The organism is Clostridium sp. BSD9I1 (assembly GCF_900185645.1).
GTDB lineage: Bacteria > Bacillota > Clostridia > Clostridiales > Clostridiaceae > Clostridium_AK.
Genome location: NZ_FYAM01000011.1, coordinates 271,204 through 289,265, shown reverse-complemented (window position 1 = coordinate 289,265; position 18,062 = coordinate 271,204). Strand labels below are relative to the sequence as shown.

Annotated in this window: 11 protein-coding genes; all 11 read left to right on the top strand. The window is 29.7% G+C overall.

Annotation, left to right across the window (positions count from 1 at the left end):
* Window positions 1-249 precede the first annotated feature (249 nt).
* The 11 genes from BSD9I1_RS06720 (at window position 250) to BSD9I1_RS06670 (ending at window position 18,061) form a co-directional block, all read left to right on the top strand.
* Window positions 250-2,046: a hypothetical protein gene (locus BSD9I1_RS06720; protein WP_186429691.1), complete on the top strand. Its 1,797-nt coding sequence runs from the start codon at window positions 250-252 to the stop codon at window positions 2,044-2,046.
* A gap of 300 nt (window positions 2,047-2,346) precedes the next feature.
* Window positions 2,347-5,145: an AAA domain-containing protein gene (locus tag BSD9I1_RS06715; RefSeq protein WP_186429690.1), complete on the top strand. Its 2,799-nt coding sequence runs from the start codon at window positions 2,347-2,349 to the stop codon at window positions 5,143-5,145.
* A gap of 461 nt (window positions 5,146-5,606) precedes the next feature.
* Window positions 5,607-7,571, top strand: coding sequence for an anti-phage ZorAB system protein ZorA (zorA, locus tag BSD9I1_RS06710; RefSeq protein WP_186429689.1), 1,965 nt, complete (start codon window positions 5,607-5,609; stop codon window positions 7,569-7,571).
* A 5-nt stretch (window positions 7,572-7,576) separates the two neighbouring features.
* The gene (locus BSD9I1_RS06705; protein ID WP_186429688.1) at window positions 7,577-8,263 is read left to right on the top strand and encodes an OmpA family protein; all 687 of its coding nucleotides are present in this window, start codon (window positions 7,577-7,579) and stop codon (window positions 8,261-8,263) included.
* Window positions 8,264-8,276: 13 nt separating this feature from the next.
* Window positions 8,277-9,497, top strand: a complete 1,221-nt coding sequence (locus BSD9I1_RS06700; RefSeq protein WP_186429687.1) for an EH signature domain-containing protein — start codon at window positions 8,277-8,279, stop codon at window positions 9,495-9,497.
* Window positions 9,498-9,502: 5 nt separating this feature from the next.
* Window positions 9,503-13,006 carry an SNF2-related protein gene (locus BSD9I1_RS06695; protein WP_186429686.1) on the top strand — a complete coding sequence of 1,168 codons (3,504 nt, stop codon included), beginning with the start codon at window positions 9,503-9,505 and terminating at the stop codon, window positions 13,004-13,006.
* A 202-nt stretch (window positions 13,007-13,208) separates the two neighbouring features.
* Window positions 13,209-14,225, top strand: a complete 1,017-nt coding sequence (locus BSD9I1_RS06690; protein ID WP_186429685.1) for a YhcG family protein — start codon at window positions 13,209-13,211, stop codon at window positions 14,223-14,225.
* 362 nt (window positions 14,226-14,587) lie between these two features.
* Window positions 14,588-15,169, top strand: coding sequence for a hypothetical protein (locus tag BSD9I1_RS06685; RefSeq protein ID WP_186429684.1), 582 nt, complete (start codon window positions 14,588-14,590; stop codon window positions 15,167-15,169).
* Window positions 15,154-15,378: a DUF6718 family protein gene (locus tag BSD9I1_RS06680; RefSeq protein ID WP_186429683.1), complete on the top strand. Its 225-nt coding sequence runs from the start codon at window positions 15,154-15,156 to the stop codon at window positions 15,376-15,378. The genes BSD9I1_RS06685 and BSD9I1_RS06680 overlap by 16 nt, the downstream gene beginning before the upstream one ends.
* A 417-nt stretch (window positions 15,379-15,795) precedes the next feature.
* Entirely contained in the window at window positions 15,796-16,572 is a 777-nt protein-coding gene (locus tag BSD9I1_RS06675) for a DeoR/GlpR family DNA-binding transcription regulator (protein WP_186429682.1), read from the top strand.
* A 349-nt stretch (window positions 16,573-16,921) separates the two neighbouring features.
* Window positions 16,922-18,061, top strand: a complete 1,140-nt coding sequence (locus BSD9I1_RS06670) for an ethanolamine utilization protein EutH (RefSeq protein WP_186429681.1) — start codon at window positions 16,922-16,924, stop codon at window positions 18,059-18,061.
* Window position 18,062 lies beyond the last annotated feature (1 nt).

Here is an 18,062-nt window from a genome sequence, read left to right as displayed (position 1 = left end):
ACTAGAGGTGCCACCCACATGACAAGTGGCAAGTTGTACTTAAATAAAGCATGGGGCTGTTGAGGCACATGCTTATTTTTGTAAAGTTATAGGTAATCGAATTAAAAGAAGGTTTTTTCTGTAAATTCATAGACAATATTAATGGGTAATTTTTAAAAACTATAATATATAGCAAATCAATAATTTGAGTTACATGTAATATTGTGTTAAATTAAAAAGGTAATATTAAAAAGGGAAAGGAACTATAATATGCCAAATATTTTTGATGGGTTAGAAAAATTAGATGATAATGTAATAATAGATAACATTGCAATGCTTCAAGCTGTAAATATGGAGAATGTTATTAAAGGATATGGAACTACAGTTGCTAATAAAAGTACGAAGGCTATTAACAACATTGGTAAATTTTTTGGTAAAGATCCTGGAGTTAAGATAATTGAAGAAAAGAAAATAGAAGATTATATTCTTGAAGAGAAAAATAAAATTATAAATTTAAGTAGAAGCCAATTAGATGATAAATTAATGAACTTATTAAAAGAAAAAGCCAATATGGTTGGAGAACAATCAAAGGATGCTATATCAGTATGTATTATTAATTTAGTAGCGGATCATTTTAATATAGATAAAAATCTTACAACTGCGCAAAAGGCAGACGGGATTTATAGAAGATATTTTGAAAAGGTATTATCAAGTATTCAAAAAGAGCTTAATACACAGAATCAAGAAGAAGCTGAAAAAACTATAAAAGAGATAGAGAAGAATATTGAGAATATCAGTGAACATGATAGAGAAAAATTAAAAGAGGTTCTAGGAATTCAAAATCTTACTGGTAAAGAAATAAGAAAAGTATTAATGAAAACAGGAACACCAGCTCTCATAATTGGAACAATGTCAGCGACAGGATTTGGAGCATTTATGGGGTTGACAACAATTATTCACGCAGTTTTTACTACAATTCTTGGGATAACACTTCCTTTTGCTGTTTACACTGGTGCAACTAGTGCTTTATCATTTATACTAGGCCCTGCTGGAGTAGCTTTTGTTGCTGGAACTACAGTGTGGCAATTTACAAAAGGAAACAAAAAGCTTAAAAATGAGATGTTAGCTCAATTAGTATTTGATTCTATAAATGTTTTTGGGGGAAGTTTTGTTCCTAAAAATGAAGATTTGCCTAGCTACGAAACCAATCAGGAACTTTTAGAGGAAATAAGAAAAAGAGATGAAGAATATAAAAAGCTTGTAGAAGACAATAGTAGGTTACAAGGCAAAATCAGCAATTTAGAGTATGAGCACTCTAAGTTGCTTACGGATATACATAGGTATAAAAATATAATAAATAAAGAAGGTAATCGAAGAAGTGAATCAAGGAATAAGATATTAAAATTAAACTCAGAAAAAGAAGAGATAATTAAAAAATTAAAAGCATTAGAGATAGAGGTATTTAGACTAGAGAAGGAAGTTACCCTAGAAAATAAAGAAATAATAAATAACGAAATAGGGGAACTAAAAGTATTAAATGAAAAATATAAAAAAGAATTTATAAATTTAAACAATTCTATAGCATATCAAGAAGAAATTATAAAACAAGCATCAGAGGAAATTGATGATAAAACATTGAAGGTTAAAGAAACTGAATTGAGAAATATAGAGCTGAAAAAAGAAAATGAGGTGCTAAAAAATAGTATTGAGGATAAAGATAAAAAGATACAGAAAACAGAAGAAATAAGAAGAAAGGAAATAGAAGATAAGTGGAAGGTTTATTATCCAGATTTTGACATAACTAATATGGCTATAAGAGATTCTATTAAATTTTCAAAGAAGGAAGTATGGGAAATTGAGAGAGCACTTATGGAGTTACATTCACTTAAAGATTATAAGTCTGTAAGTAGAGGTAAGGTACCGTATAATGGCGGTGAATATGAACATATGGGATTTTCGCTTCCATGTGGATTTCCAACCAGAATATTATATAAAATTCTTTCTAATTCCAATAAGAAAGTAAGGATAGAGAAAATTTATAAGCACAACGAAAAGTTCCTTCAATAAGTATATAAAAAGGGATTGATTAAATGATAGTTGAAGGTATAAGGATAATTAGTGCCACCCACGTGGCAAGTGGCAAGTGATACTTTGATAAAGCATGGGTTTTATAGCCTATGCTTATTTTTTATTAAAATTATATTAATTAAATAAAAAGGATATACTTCAACGACCAAGAATATTCTAATGTATGAAACACTAATTTATGGAAAAAATATTGGTTATAACCAATGATATCAATAAAACAAGATAATTATTAATGTTAATGAAATCTAGGATAACTAGTATGAATTTTAGGAGAATCCCATGGATATTAATACACAACTAGTTTTAATAAAAAGCAGTAAGACAAAAGAATATGAAGACAAAACTGATGAGATAGCTGATTTACATTATGCATCAGATCAAGTAGCGATAACCTATCTTCATTCAAATAAAACCTATAATTATAATTCATTCAATGTACTTGTGTTAAAGAATCCAAAAACCATAAATTTAAATGATAAAATTTTGCTAATGGATGGATTTCCTATAAAAAATTCAGGCACAGTACTTGACTTTGGAGAATATATCAAAGTAATTAACGATAGCGGAAGGTCGGAGACTTATCATAAATCGAGAATAAGCTATGAAGGTTCTTGTCTTACTCAAAAGCAACCAAAGGCTATTTTTGAGTATCTAAAAAATCTATGCCCATACATAAGTGTTATGGACAATGGCAGATCTATATTGTTTGAGCAATATGAAAAACTAACTAAGATTAGTAATAGAAGTGTATTGTCAACATATTTATCAGGAAGCGAAATTAAGAAAAATAAGAATAAGGATATACCTATATTTCCATTTGGATTCAATTTAAGTCAAAAGAAGGCAGTTATAACCTCCTTAGAAAATTCCATTAGTATTATAGAAGGTCCTCCAGGGACAGGTAAGACACAAACTATATTAAATATTATTGCAAATGTTGTAGCTAAAGGAAAGACTATTGGTATTGTATCAAGTAATAATTCTGCAACATCTAATGTTCAAGAGAAGCTGGAGAAAAACGGTTATGGTTTTATTACAGCATTATTAGGTAATGCAGAAAATAAAACTAATTTTTTTGAGCATAAACAAACTGATGTGCCAGATATTAAGGATTGGAGCATAGAAAAGGAAGAAACGAAAATTTTGTATGAAGAACTTTCCCATATTTCTAATAAATTAGATGAGCTTATTGAAAAACAAAATAAAATAGCAAAGTTAAAAGAAGAACTTTCAAAACTGAGGATAGAACAGAGCTATTATGAAGCAAATTTTAAAGATGTATATATTTCCGTTTCTAAATTCTCTGTTTATAGAAGATGGTCAGGTAATTTCATACTAGATTTTATAGCTTATTTAGAAAGTTCAGAGGAAGCTTATAGAAAAAGCAAATTAAAGATAAAAGTTTATTTACTTCTTAAATATGGTATTTGGAAGTTTAAATTTTTTAATGAAAATAATATGGACATTATTTTTTCCTTAAAAAGAGATTATTATAAAATTGCTATTAAAGAAAGAGAACAGCAAATACAGGATTTAGAATTAAAGCTTGAAAGTAAAAACTATAAAGAGCTTATGGAAACATATGTTGACCTATCTGTAAAACTATTTAACAGTGAATTATATAGAAAATATTCAAAAAAGTATAGAAAAAGTTTTACAGCTAAAAGTTATAAGAGTAATTTTAAAAACTTCTTATTTGAATATCCTGTTATTTTAAGCACTACTCATTCCATAATCAGTAGTATTTCTGAAAACTATTTATTTGATTATATAGTTATTGATGAAGCTTCTCAGGTTGATTTAGTTACAGCTTCCCTGGCCCTAGCTTGCTGCAAAAATGTAGTTATAGTTGGGGATGTGAAGCAGCTGCCTCAAATTGTTGATTCTCAGCTTGAAAAGATAAGTAATGAAATGTTTTATTCTGACAATATAGCTGAATTTTATAATTATAGTAAATATAGTATAATATCATCTTTAATGAAGATATATAAGGATGATTTACCTAAGACCTTACTAAGTGAGCACTATAGATGTAATCCTAAAATAATTGGCTTTTGTAATGAAAAGTTTTACAATAATCAGCTTATAATTATGACTAAAGAAAATTCTGAGGAAAAGCCCTTAAAAATTTATAAAACTGCACCAGGCAATCATGCACGTAAAGATAAGTTTGATAGGGAAAAGGGTTGGTATAACATTAGGCAAATAGAGGTCATTAGGGATGAAATTATAAATGAAAATAAGGCAGCATATGGGGATGGCAGTGAAGTTGGGATTATATGCCCTTATAGAAAACAAGTTACTGAAACTGATAAATTCATTGGAGAATCACCAATAGAAGTTGATACAGTACATAAATTTCAAGGAAGAGAAAAGAATACAATAATATTTACTACTGTAGTTAATGATATTAATTCATTTGTAGATGATCCGAATTTAATTAATGTGGCTGTTTCCCGTGCTGTTAAGGAACTTATAGTGGTAACATCAAACAAACTATTCAAGCAGCATGGAACTAATATTGGAGATTTAATTAGATATATAGAATATAATTCATTAGAGGAAGCTATTATCAAAAGTCAGAAGGTATCTGTATTTGATTTACTGTACAGCGAGTACTCAGATAAGCTGCTTAAAGTGATGAATTCAAGTAAACATGTTTCTGAGTATAAGTCAGAAAATTTAATGTATAGTGTCATTGAGGAAGTATTGAATTATCAAGAATTTTCATCTTTTAAATGTGTTCTGCATGTACCACTGAAATCCATTGTAAGGGATTGCTCTAATTTAAATAGTGAAGAAAAGAACTTTGTGCAAAATCCTTGGACTCATGTGGATTTTTTAATTTTTAATAAGTTAGATAAGGAACCTGTTCTTGTTATTGAGGTGGATGGACATGAGTATCATAAAAATAATAAGAAGCAGTTAATAAGAGATTCAATGAAAGATAAGGTATTAGAGCAGATAAATTTGCCTTTGCTTAGAATTTCAACTAATGAAAGTGGTGAGAGGGAAAAATTAATAGAAATGCTTAACAAAGTTGTAAGGTTATCAGGTGAGGTAGTTGAAGGGGAATAATAAGTTGTTTGAAAATGCTAGTGAGACATCCTGCACAAGGTGGGAAGAATGAATTTGTTGAAGGTATAAGGATGATAAAGGAAAAATTAATCTAAATTAGTGCCACCCACGTGGCAAGTGGCAAGTTATACTGTGATAAAGCATGGGTTTTAATAGCCCATGCTTATTTTATGAAAAAGCCCTAAGTATAGATAACTGTCTCTTGTATTCAATCAGGTACCTAACAATTCGCAAAATCCTATTAACTTTATCCTCAAGTGGAATAAATTACACATAAATAGATGTTTATAAAGTCCCTATAAATGTCCTATTTTTTATGATAAAATAATTTATTGGGATGTGATATTTAGGAAATTGGAGGTAAAATTTTTTATAATTTAGGAGTGAGAATACATATACGATGTTACTAATGCATCAATAATAGTACAACAAAGATAAATAATTAATTAGGAGGGTTAAACTTGAACAAAAGACCTAGTTCAATATCCAAAAGTTTTAAGATAGCAATTATTTTATTTATAATTTTTACAGCATTAGTGCTGTTTTATCCACCAATAAGTCCAATAATCAATGGTGGTATTGTTATTGCTGCATTTTTTATAATTACCATCTTACTTGCTTTTTACAATGTATATGATTTATATAGAATGCTAAAGGACACCGATAAAGATATTAATGATGCTATTAGTTTTATAGATAAGGTTAATACCGTAGATATAGACAACAAGTTTCATGAAATCAAAGCTTTTTTTAACAACAATAGTTTAAAGGATACTTGGCAGCAATTTGATAAAACTATTAGAAGAATAGAAGACGATGGGGCATCCGATGGGGAAAAGAGGAAGAAACATTTTGCAACTACCGAAGCAGGATGTTTTTTTAATGAGGACATTATTATGTCTAAATTTAACAATAAGATTCATAATTATATACCTCAACTTCTTACAGCCATAGGTATCTTTGGAACATTCTTAGGACTAGTTCTAGGGCTTCAAACCTTACATATGACTGGAGATGTGCAAAAGACTAAGGATAGTATTCAACTGCTTATAAATGGTATAAAGATATCTTTTAAAACAAGTCTTTATGGTATCTTATATTCAATGATTATAACTTTTTATGAAAAATATTGTTTAGGGGATATGGAAAATAAGATAAATGTTTTAGCTTCTAAATTAGATGGATTATTTCCTAAAAATACTCAAGAGGATGGTATAAAGGAAATATATCTTCAATTGGAGAGACAAACCAGCTCACTTCAAAAACTATCCACTGATTTTGCAGAGCAGGTTGGTAAAAAGTTTGATGTATCACTACAAGAAAATCTAACTCCAACATTAATGAAACTAGGACAAGCAACTGAAAAGTTAGTTATGATGAGCCAAAATACCAATGAAAGTGCTATGCGTACATTATTTGATAGTGCTCATAATTTATTTGCCAATGCTGCAAATGAGGAAATGAATGGATTAAAGAATTCCTTAAAGGAAATTACAGATAAAAATGGAGAGATGTTTGATAAGTTTGCAAACTCCATAAAAATCATAGAAGAGCTAATGCAAAATCAAAAAAATATAATATCTCAAACAAACTTATCTGCAGGCAACGTGGAAAAGACTAATGTTAAGGTTGAAAATTTATCACAAGAATTATCAGATGTACTGTTTAAATTAAGCGATTTTTCTAAGACGCAGAATTATTCAAATGAAGACTCTAGAGTATTACTTAGAGAAATTAAAGAAAATATCAGCTATCAAAATGAAGCAAGCATTATGATATCAAATATATTAAAAGAAAACTTAAATACTATAGAGGTTCAACAGCAAATGTATGGTGATTTAAGGGAAACATCCTCAAACTTAAATAAATTTGGGGAGTATTTTACTCCTGTAATGGAGAACTTAACCCAAAACATGAGTAACTTTAAGGAAACATCTGAGTCAATAAATAATAAGTTCTTAAGTACCATTGATAAATTAGATAACTACTATGACACAATTAATAATTCCATATCAAATACCTTTGAAGTATTTGATAAATCAACTAATCAATTTAAAAATGATATTATGGAAAATTTAACAGATATAAATAAAAAGTATAGTGAAATAGCAACTAAATTAAATAACTTCAGTGAAAATAGTGTAGAGCTTACAGAAGGGCTTAAAAACTTTACAGAAACTCAAAAGATTTCTGAAGAGCTTTGGGCTCAATATAAGGGAAGCTTTGACAGCTTAAATGGAGAAATCAAAGAAGGAGTAAAGGATTATACAGCAGCCATAAGAGGAGGCTTAAATGATATATTTAAGCAGTATGATGACAGCATAAGTAATGTATTTGAAAAAATATACAGCTTAACACAAAATCTTAATGACAGTATAGAAGAACTAGGAGAAATTTATGATAATGCAATAAATAAAGGAGCATAGCAGCTATGTTTGGTAAAGTTATCAGGAGAAGAAAAAGACAAGATGAAGAAATAACTTATTGGTTATCATTTAGTGACCTTATGTCCAGCCTACTTATAGTATTTGTACTCCTATTTATTTATGTAGTTTTGGATTACAATCAAGCACTTGCTACAAAGGAAGCAAAGATTAAGGAACTATCCAGTGTTAGAAGTAAAATAATAACTAAGCTTGTAAAGGAACTGGGAAATGATATAGCAATAAATAAAAATACTGGTGCAATTAAATTAAAAAGTGAAGTCTTATTTGATAAAGATAAAAGTGAATTAAAGCCAGAGGGACAAAAGTTTTTAAGTGAGTTTGTGCCTAAATATTTAAAGGTATTACTTGGAGATCCTGAAATAAAAGGAAGTATATCCACTGTTATAATAGAAGGCCATACAGATGATGATGGAACTTACATTTATAATTTGGAATTAAGTCAAAGCAGGGCTTTAAGCGTAGTAAAATATATATCTCAAGACCCTATAAATATTAAGCACCAAAAGGATATAGAAAAATATTTTTCAGCCATAGGAAGAAGTAAATCAGACTTAATTGAAAAGGATGGAAAGGTACTACAAGCAGATAGTAGAAGAGTTGAATTTAAGTTTAGACTTAAGGATGAAGAAACCTTAAAATCCATCTTAAATGAAATTGATGAGGGAAAATAAAGGAGAAGGGTTTATGGCATACACATACAGCGTTCCGGATTTTTCTATATATAAACCTAAAAAATTAAATAATTTAGCTAAAAAACTAGACTCCATAGAAAATGCTGAAGTAGTTGTTACAGAAGATGGATTTCAAAAGTCTTTAAATAAACTAAAGGAAAATAAACCTTTGATAAGAAGGGATTATAAAGCCTTGCTGTATAGACTAGAAGAACTTGAAAGTAGCGGATTAATGACAGACTTTATTACTAAGACTCAGGAATACTTTCAAAGCCACAGTAGAATTTATTATCATCTAAAGGCACTAATTTTTAGCTATTATAATTTGTATAGATATAGGATTATATTTAACTTATTAAAGCTTGGATTTAGCGTAAATCAGCAATGGAGAGATGAAATTATCCCTTTAAAAAATCTAATAGAACAAAGTAAGGACTCCATGGAATTATTTAATAACATAAATAAGGAGTTTTACAGCTGTGTTACTTTAGAAGAAGTGGCAGAAAAGATAAATTTATATATGATGAAAGAAGATAGCTCCATGGTTAAAGCAATTTTAACTAATAAGGTGTTAACTGAAATAGAAAAGGGAGAATTAAACTTAAGATCAGAAGAACTTCGTAAAATAACAGAGTATTATCTCCCACAAAAAAATCAAAAAACTGTGTTTGAAAAGCTCCTTTTAACTCAAGATGATAAAAACTTAGAAAATATGCCTCCAAATATAGAAGCATGGTTTAGGTACATAGGAGAATGTATAGGAGACCCCTATGGAGCGGGAAGAGCAAAATGGAAAGGTATAGATGAGGAAGCCATTAGAATATTTCAAAGGTGGAGAGCAGCAAAGCAAATAGGAGTGTTCTTTACTGAAATAATAGGAGATCCTAGAAGATTAATATTTTGGAAAAAATATATTAAGCACTTTTATAGAGTTGAATATTTTGAGGAATATGAAAAAGCACTACTGATGGAAACTAAAAATCATATATTTGTTGAATTTGCTGGAATAGGCGCAATGTATATGTATGATAGAGAGGTTTTAAGTATAGATAAGGTTGAACAGGTAGCAGAGGAATATAAGAGAAGATACAGAAGAAGCAGTGCTAAAAGTTACGTAATATCTCAACTACTTAAGGTAGAACAAAAGGCACAGTCAAGAATGATTCATGGAAGTGATTGGGAACATAAATTTCAAAGAGAATTTGAATATTTTAATTACCATATAGGGGATTGATATAAATGGGACTTAAAGATTTATTAAAAAGAATATTAAACTCTAATAGTGCAACCCATAGAAGCTTTAATCCTGATTATTCTCAGGATGATGTTGTGAAAATTTATCTAATGGAAAATGGAAAAAATGTACTAATAGATTATGAAAGTAGTGAAGACATATTTATTTTGGTAAGCTCTACTAACTTAAATATATCAGAGGACAAAAATTATTTATATATATCCTATGATAATTTATATGAACTTTATTATGATGAAAATAATAAATTTTCAAATGACTACACCTATTTGAATTTACCTTCATTATACAGTGGATATATACAGCTTGATAACAAAGGAAACTTTAATGAAAGTGAAATTGTAAAGTACACCTTTGGATTTAAGGATGGAAGAGATTATGATATCCAAAGACTGAAAAATAACATTTTAATAGTAAATGGAGAATATCAAATCCTTCCTAAAGACATGTATGACTTTTTAAAAAAGTTAATTGAATACAATATAAACACAGAAAAAAATAGCAAAATAGAAGAACAATTAAGCTTTTTAGTTCCAATAAAACAATATGCCAGTAAGGCCAATATAATACTAAATAAAAGGCTGGAAGAGGAAGAAGAGCCTATTGTCATAGATAAAATAAAGCTGGATTTTAAAAAGGAAAAGGATTCCCTTGAAATACTGCCAGTTATTGAAGGCAAGGATGAAAAGTTTAACAGCGAGTTTGTGAGAAAGTTTGATGAAAGCAGAGAAGTTAAAAACTTTTACAATGTATCAGATAACGGAAAAGCCAGAAAGGTAGTATTTAAAAATAAAACTGCTGCAGAAAAGGTAAAAAGGGATAGAGTGCTTACAGGAGAAAGATTAAATAAATTTTTAAGGGGAGAAAGTGATTTATTAAATGATGAGGACAGTTTTGACTTATCCTCTTATGGTCCAAGAGTTATTGGTCTTGGGTATTTAACCTATAGAGCAAATACCAGCGCCAGAGCAGAAAGTGATAACAGCTGGTTTGATACAGATGAAGGGGCTCAATTTCCTATACTAAATGCAAATGAAGATACTGTAGTTCTAAAACCTGAGCATAGGGAAGTTTTTCAAAGAAAATTAAATGAACTAGAGGAAAATAACCTGCAGTTAATTGAAGTTGAAATAAAAGGGAATGAGGAAGCTCATAAAATCATAATGAGTAAGGATGAAATTCTAAGTGAAATAGAAAAGATTAATGGAGCTATTGTAGATGTAAATCAACTTAAATCCATTACAAAGCTTCAGGAAATTAAAGAAAAAATGTTTCATAATCCTGATGATAAATACATTGAATATAAGGGAAAGTATATAAAGAATTATGGAGCAGAAAATATAGATAAAATAATTGAAAGAGTTAGAGGAGAAAAGGGCAGTAAGAGTAAGAGTAGTAAGGAAAAAGAACTGCTTGTAAAAGAAAACCTAAATTCATTAGAATATACAGAAGAAATAAAAGAGGAAGTAAGATACAATTTAGAAATTCCTAAAAGTTTAAAGGTAAGTTTATTTCCTCATCAAAAGGAAGGTTTTTATAAGCTGCAAAACCTATATAGAACTTCAAAGATAAATGGATTTTTATTAGCAGATGACATGGGTCTTGGGAAAACTCTTCAAATACTATCACTATTAGCATGGATAAAAGAAAAGGAAGGGGTAAGTCCTTCACTTATAGTAGCTCCAACAATACTTATAGATAATTGGGACAACTCTGATGCTTTAAATAAGGGGGAAATTCAAAAGTTCTTTGGAGATAATAGCTTTACCACCTTTAAAATAAGAGGAGCCATAGGAGATAGGGAATTAGAAAAAGTAAAAAATACAGATATAACATTAATATCCTATGAATCATTGAGAATTAATCATAAGCTTCTTGGAAAAGTTCACTGGAAAGTTATAATATGTGACGAAGCACAAAAGATAAAAAATGCCACCACTAGGGTAAGTGTGGCATTAAAAGCACAAAATGCAGATTTTAAAATTGCCTGTAGTGCAACTCCTATAGAAAATACTACCTTAGATTTGTGGAATATAATGGACTTTGCTATTCCGGGATTATTAGGTTCCAGAAGGGATTTTAGCAGCACTTATGTAAGCAAAATAAACAAGCTTAAAAGTGATGAGCTAGATACTAGAAAAGAACTAAATAATGATTTGGTAAGAAAAATAGAAAATAATTTTATAAGAAGAAGTAAAGAAGATGCATTAGAAGGGCTGCCAAATAAGATTGTAAAGGTTATAAATGTTCCAGCCAATAGGGTGGAAAAGCAGTTTATAGAGCAAATAAATAAAATGCGACATAGTAACAATGAAAGTGTACTTCCTCTTGTTCAAAGAATGTTAGCACTATGCAGTCATATTCATTTAGTTACAAAGGAAGATATAAATAGTTTATTTAAACCTGAGGAAATGGACGACGTTATAAATAGTTCATCTAAACTAAGCAGCTTAAAGGGAATTTTAGATGAAATTAAGGCTAAACAGGAGAAGGTAATAATATTTACCATATTTAAAAAGATGCAGCAAATACTAATTGCAGCAATGAAGCATTGGTATGGAATAAATGCTTCTGTAGTAAATGGTGAAATACAGCAGGATAAAAGAAAAGACATACTTGATAAATTTAGAAAGAGTCAAGGGTTTGATGTGATTGTATTATCTCCAGAGGTAGCGGGGGTTGGAATAACCCTAACTGAGGCAAATCATGTAATACACTACACAAGGCTTTGGAATCCTGCTAAAGAAGCTCAAGCAACGGACAGAGCTTATAGAATAGGACAAAAGAAGGATGTATATGTTTATTATCCTATTTTAACTCTTGGGGAGCATTCAAAATCTACATTTAACTCAGAGCAGGAATACATTAATTATTATGAAACGTTAAGTGCAAAGGGAAAAACTCCAGAGGAGAAGTTAAATAGATTACTGGTTAGAAAAAAGAGCATGCTTAATAACTTTTTCCTAGCAGCTGGGGAAAGTAATGTGGATGTGGTTAATGAATGGGATGAGGAAGAATCAAAGGACAGCCGAGCTATAACCTTATATGATGTGATGAATACACTAAGTCCAGATGAATTTGAAGCATTGTGCAGCCTTATATATAGAAAAAAAGGTTACAGAACATTTTTAACTGTAAAATCTGGAGATAAGGGAGTAGATGTGGTAGTTGAAAAGGATAATAAATACACCCTTATACAATGTAAAATGTTAAGTTCTAAGAATATGCCAAGGGCTGCTTTAGACGAAGTATACAGCGGCTCCAATGTATATGCTGCTCACTTAAATATAGATATAGAGAAGAAAGTTGTAATTTCCACAGCAGAATCCATCTCAAAAGATACAAAAGAATTTGGAACCATAAATGGTGTGGAAATTATATTAAAAAATCAAATAGCACAGTTACTAGAAGAAGTAGATATTTATTATAGTGAAATATACCTTGAAAACGGAAAAAGATATTCATTGGAGAAGTTGAAATTAGAGGTGTAGAATGGGGAAAAATGAGCATGGGCTTTATGGAGGCCATGCTTATTTTTTTATGCAAAATTACTATATAAATTACATAATATTATCATATATTCTTTTGGAATATAAAACGATGTAATTAGAGAGGAAGACATAACACCTTGACTTATGTTATAATTTTTGTAGGTAAATTGTATATAATTTTTAAAGGATGGTCTAGATTAGCATGAGTATAGAAAAGTCTAATGAATACAAGTCGTTAATAAGTGGTATAAAAATTCAGATAAAGAATTCAAGACAAAAAGCATTATTAGCTGTAAATAAGGAATTATTAATATTATATTGGAACATAGGCAGCGTAATATTAAATTATCAAGATAAAGAAGGCTGGGGAGCAAAAGTAATTGATAATATAGCAAAAGAAATAAAAGATGAGTTCCCAGATCAAAAAGGCTTTTCAACTAGAAATTTAAAATATATGAGAAAATTTGCAGAGGAATATAAGGATATTCAATTTGTGCAACAAGTGGTTGCACAAATTCCATGGTCACATAATGTAGTGCTAATGGATAGAGTAAAAGATATAGATAAAAGAATTTGGTACATTAATAAGACAATAGAAAATGGATGGAGTAGAAACACTTTGGTACATCAAATTGAAAGCAATCTATTCCAGAGGCAGAATAGTGAGATAAAAACAACAAATTTTATGGAAAAGTTAGAGGCACCTAATAATAAGCTTGCGGTAGAAACTTTAAAAGACCCATATATATTTGATTTTATTACAATGACAGAAGATATGAATGAAAGAGATATAGAAAATCAATTAGTAAAAAAGGTTACTAAACTACTGTTAGAGTTAGGATCGGGGTTTGCATTTATAGGAAATCAATATAAATTGCAAGTAGGCAATGATGATTATTATTTAGATTTATTATTTTATAATCTAAAATTAAGATGTTATGTTGTAATAGAATTAAAGACTGGTAAATTTAAGCCAGAGTATGCAGGAAAGTTGAATTTCTATCTTTCAGCTGTAGATGATATATTAAAAACTGAAATGGATAATCCATCAATAGGTATAATATTATGCAAGGAAAAAAATAGACTTGTAGCAGAGTATTCACTTAAAGATATAACAAAGCCAATAGGTGTAAGCGAATATAAATTATTAGAAAAAATACCAGAGGAATTAAAAGGAACATTACCAACAATAGAAGAAATAGAAGATACTTTAGAATAAATATATTTTATGAAAAGATAAAAGAATCCCAGTATGGAAAAAGAGTATATTATAAAACAGCTAGTAAAATCAAATGAGATTTGCTAGCTATTTTTTATGTAAAATTACCATATAAACTACATAGCATTAGAATATATATGTGAAATTTGAGGTGAGATGATTCACCAAATAGACAAGTTATATATTACCTTATATGCTAAGAAGAAAGCTAATTATAGTTTTCTTAATGAAGAGTAATTATTATAAATGTACTTAATCTTTTGAAGTAATTTATGCTATAATCATATAAAGATTAAATATAAAATGGAGTTAATATAAATAAAATTTTATTTATAAGCCTGTATGCAAAAGAGGGAGAAATAGTGGAAAATAATAAATTGATTAGAACCTTAGATGCAATAAGCTATGAAACAAAGTTAGGTAAGAATTTAAAAAATACACTTAGAAAAGTAGATAAAGAAGTTTTAATGGAAGAACTTAATGATTATAGGGTATTTTTAAAGAAGAGAAGAAGATTATTAGATGATTATACCTATAGAATTAAATCGTTACAATCTATAAAACTTAAATATGACAGATATTATCCAAGTAAAGAAATAGGTTCATGTTTTAATGATATTTTAGGAATTAGAGTTATAGTTTCAAATTATAATATAGATTTAAATGATGATAATATAAAACATGTAGATATGACAAATGGTAAGAAAAATGATGATGGATATAGAGGATACCATATTTATTACAAGAAAAGTAATTATCATTATCCAATAGAAGTACAGTTTTTTACTGAAAGAGATTATATATTTAATATGTGGCTTCATAAATATGTATATAAATATAAGGATAATACTATAGGAATAAAATTAAAAGAATTATACGATAATGGTGTTATAAATAATGAAGAAGATTTTAAGGAGGCACTAGAAAAATGTATTATATATTAGTTAAAAATTTCAATTCAGTAGGATCATTAGTTTATGGCTCAAATGATTCTAAAGAGGTAGATATGATAGATGATTTGTTAAATTACAAATTACAAGGCAGGGATAAACAGGTTGTATTATTATCTAATTTAGAAATGTGGAAGGAGTATGAACCTTTCAATATAGTAAATAGTGTTGGAGAGTTTATTGATAAAGCTATTTTGAATTAAAATTTATTAGGTGCCACCCACATGGCAAGTGGCAAGATGTATCCATTTTCACAGCTTGACAAAGCTTATATATAATGGAGACGGAACCATGACAGTCTATATATATGAGTAAGAAGTGAGAGCAATCTCGCTTCTTTTTTAGTTGTAAAGATATTATTATCATTTTAATTTTTAAAGGCAATTTAATAATATGATGCCTTGCATTCGGTTCATAACATAAATAGTTATTAACCATGCTAAAGATGATGAATATAGAAACTTTATCCATAATATGGTAAAATGAAAATATAGTTTTGGAATTGATGGGATTAATATGATTAATATTTAACAAGTTAATTTTATATTATACATTATTATATCGATTTTTTATTTGAAAGTCTGTGGAATTTATGTAAGTGCACAACGGGAGGTAATGTGATGCTGCATGAAAGAAGATCTAAGATAATACAAATGATTTCAACGGATAGAATGGTAAAGGTAAGCGAGCTTTGTGAATTGTTCAATGTATCCATAGAGACAATACGCCGTGATTTAGAGTACCTAGAGAAAAACGGGTACTTAAGCAGGGTTTATGGCGGAGCAATTATTAAATCTGCATATGGATTGGAGCCGGAATATTCCTCTAGAGAAGTGAAGCATTTACCTGAAAAAACGGCCATAGGAGAAAGGGCAGCTGAGCTTATTAAAGATGGGGACACCATTGCCATAGATGTTGGGACAACCACCCTGGAATTTGCAAAGGCATTAAGTGAAAAGAAGGGAATAACAGTTTTGACAAATGCAATACCTGTTGCCATAGCTTTATCAGATAACAAGGATATACGAGTTATTATGCTTGGGGGTGATGTCAGAGGAGGGGAATGTTCCACCTCAGGGTTTCTAGCTGAAAAATCCATGGATATGTTTAATGTGGATAAAGCCATAATTGGTATTGGCGGTATTACAGCAGATGAAGGGATTACAGATTATCATATAGAAGAAGCTAATTTGCGCAGGCACATTATTGATAGAGCAGAAAATGTTATAGGTTTAGCGGATTTCAGTAAGTTTGGCGTAATTGCAATGAATAGAATATGCAGCGTTGAAAAGATAACTACAATAGTTACAGATAATAAGGCATCCCAAAAGATAATATCAGATATAAGAAATAAAGGTGTGAATATTATAGTTGCAGATATAAAAGATAATAAGTAATTTAATTTAGAGCAGAGAAATCTGCTCTTTTATAATCAAGTGATTCTTAGATTCAGGTGGGGTTTGCTTATGGGGAATACCTATATCCATCGGATAAATGTGGACTTTTGTGGATTTCAAAGAATTAGTACAAGCTGGCCAATAATCCACAGGAATATACATTGTTAAAAATATGAAAATCTAGCTAAATGAAAATGTTTTCTAACATTAATAATAGAAATTTAAAATAAAAAACATATAAAATTCTAGTAATATTATCAAATCCACATAAATACAATATAGATATAAATACATAATAAGTAATCATAAATACACATTTCAAACAATAATTATTTTAGGAGGGATATTTATGACCTTTGACAAGATGATCATGTGGGTCATGGCTGTTGGACTTCTTCTAGGGGCTTTAGACAAAATTATTGGTAATAAGTTTGGCTTAGGAGAAAAATTCGACGAAGGTTTCAGCGCTATGGGTCCATTGGCTTTAGGGATGGTAGGTATTGTGTGCCTCACTCCTGTTATCTCTAAGGTTTTAGGACCAGTTATCATTCCTATATTTACAGCTATGGGAGCTGACCCTGCAATGTTTGGTGCAATACTAGCAAACGATATGGGAGGATATCCACTTGCTATGGAACTTGCACAAAGTGAACAAGCAGGTCTTTTATCAGGACTTATTGTTGCATCAATGCTTGGATGTACTTTAGTTTTTTCAATTCCTGTTGGCCTTGGACTTATTGAAGAAGAAGACCAACCATTCTTTGCAAAAGGCTTACTAATAGGCTTAATAGCTATTCCTTTCGGCACAATTATAGGCGGATTTATAGCAAAATTTGATACAATGCTTATCTTAAAAAACAGTGTTCCCGTTATTATTTTTTCAGTAATACTAGCACTGGGATTAAAGTTTATTCCAAATAAAATGATTAAAGGATCTATGGTTTTTGGTCAATTCATTACAGTTGTTATTTATATTGGACTAGCAGCTGCAGCCTTTGAATTTATAACAGGGGTTATAATAATTCCTGGTATGGCACCAATTATGGATGGTATGTCAATAATAGCAAGCATTGGTATAGTTCTTCTTGGTACATTCCCTATACTTTCAATTTTAGTTAAGGTTCTTGATAAGCCTCTTAATAATATAGGAAGAAAAATTGGTTTAGATGCAACAAGTGCAGCAGGTCTTGTTTTTACACTAGCCAATTCAATACCAGTATATAAAATGATGAAGGACATGAATCACCGCGGAAAAATAGTAAATACAGCATGGCTTGTACCTGCTACAGCAGCCCTTGGAGATCATTTAGGTTTTGCTGCAGGAGTTAGACCAGATATGATTACACCAATGGTTCTTGGAAAACTTTCAGCAGGTGTTATAGCTGTAGCAATAGCAATTATAATGAGCAAAAACATCTCATCTGAAATAGAACAAAGCGCACAAATTAAAAAACGTAATGAAAGCAAAAATAAAACTGTTGAAGCCTAAT

Excerpts from the sequence above, each read along its gene's own strand:
- BSD9I1_RS06715 (WP_186429690.1), top strand. The coding sequence starts at position 2,347 with ATGGATATTAATACACAACTAGTTTTAATAAAAAGCAGTAAGACAAAA.
- BSD9I1_RS06680 (WP_186429683.1), top strand. The coding sequence starts at position 15,154 with ATGTATTATATATTAGTTAAAAATTTCAATTCAGTAGGATCATTAGTT.
- BSD9I1_RS06675 (WP_186429682.1), top strand. The coding sequence starts at position 15,796 with ATGCTGCATGAAAGAAGATCTAAGATAATACAAATGATTTCAACGGAT.
- BSD9I1_RS06695 (WP_186429686.1), top strand. The coding sequence starts at position 9,503 with ATGGGACTTAAAGATTTATTAAAAAGAATATTAAACTCTAATAGTGCA.
- BSD9I1_RS06700 (WP_186429687.1), top strand. The coding sequence starts at position 8,277 with ATGGCATACACATACAGCGTTCCGGATTTTTCTATATATAAACCTAAA.
- BSD9I1_RS06670 (WP_186429681.1), top strand. The coding sequence starts at position 16,922 with ATGACCTTTGACAAGATGATCATGTGGGTCATGGCTGTTGGACTTCTT.
- BSD9I1_RS06720 (WP_186429691.1), top strand. The coding sequence starts at position 250 with ATGCCAAATATTTTTGATGGGTTAGAAAAATTAGATGATAATGTAATA.
- BSD9I1_RS06690 (WP_186429685.1), top strand. The coding sequence starts at position 13,209 with ATGAGTATAGAAAAGTCTAATGAATACAAGTCGTTAATAAGTGGTATA.
- BSD9I1_RS06705 (WP_186429688.1), top strand. The coding sequence starts at position 7,577 with ATGTTTGGTAAAGTTATCAGGAGAAGAAAAAGACAAGATGAAGAAATA.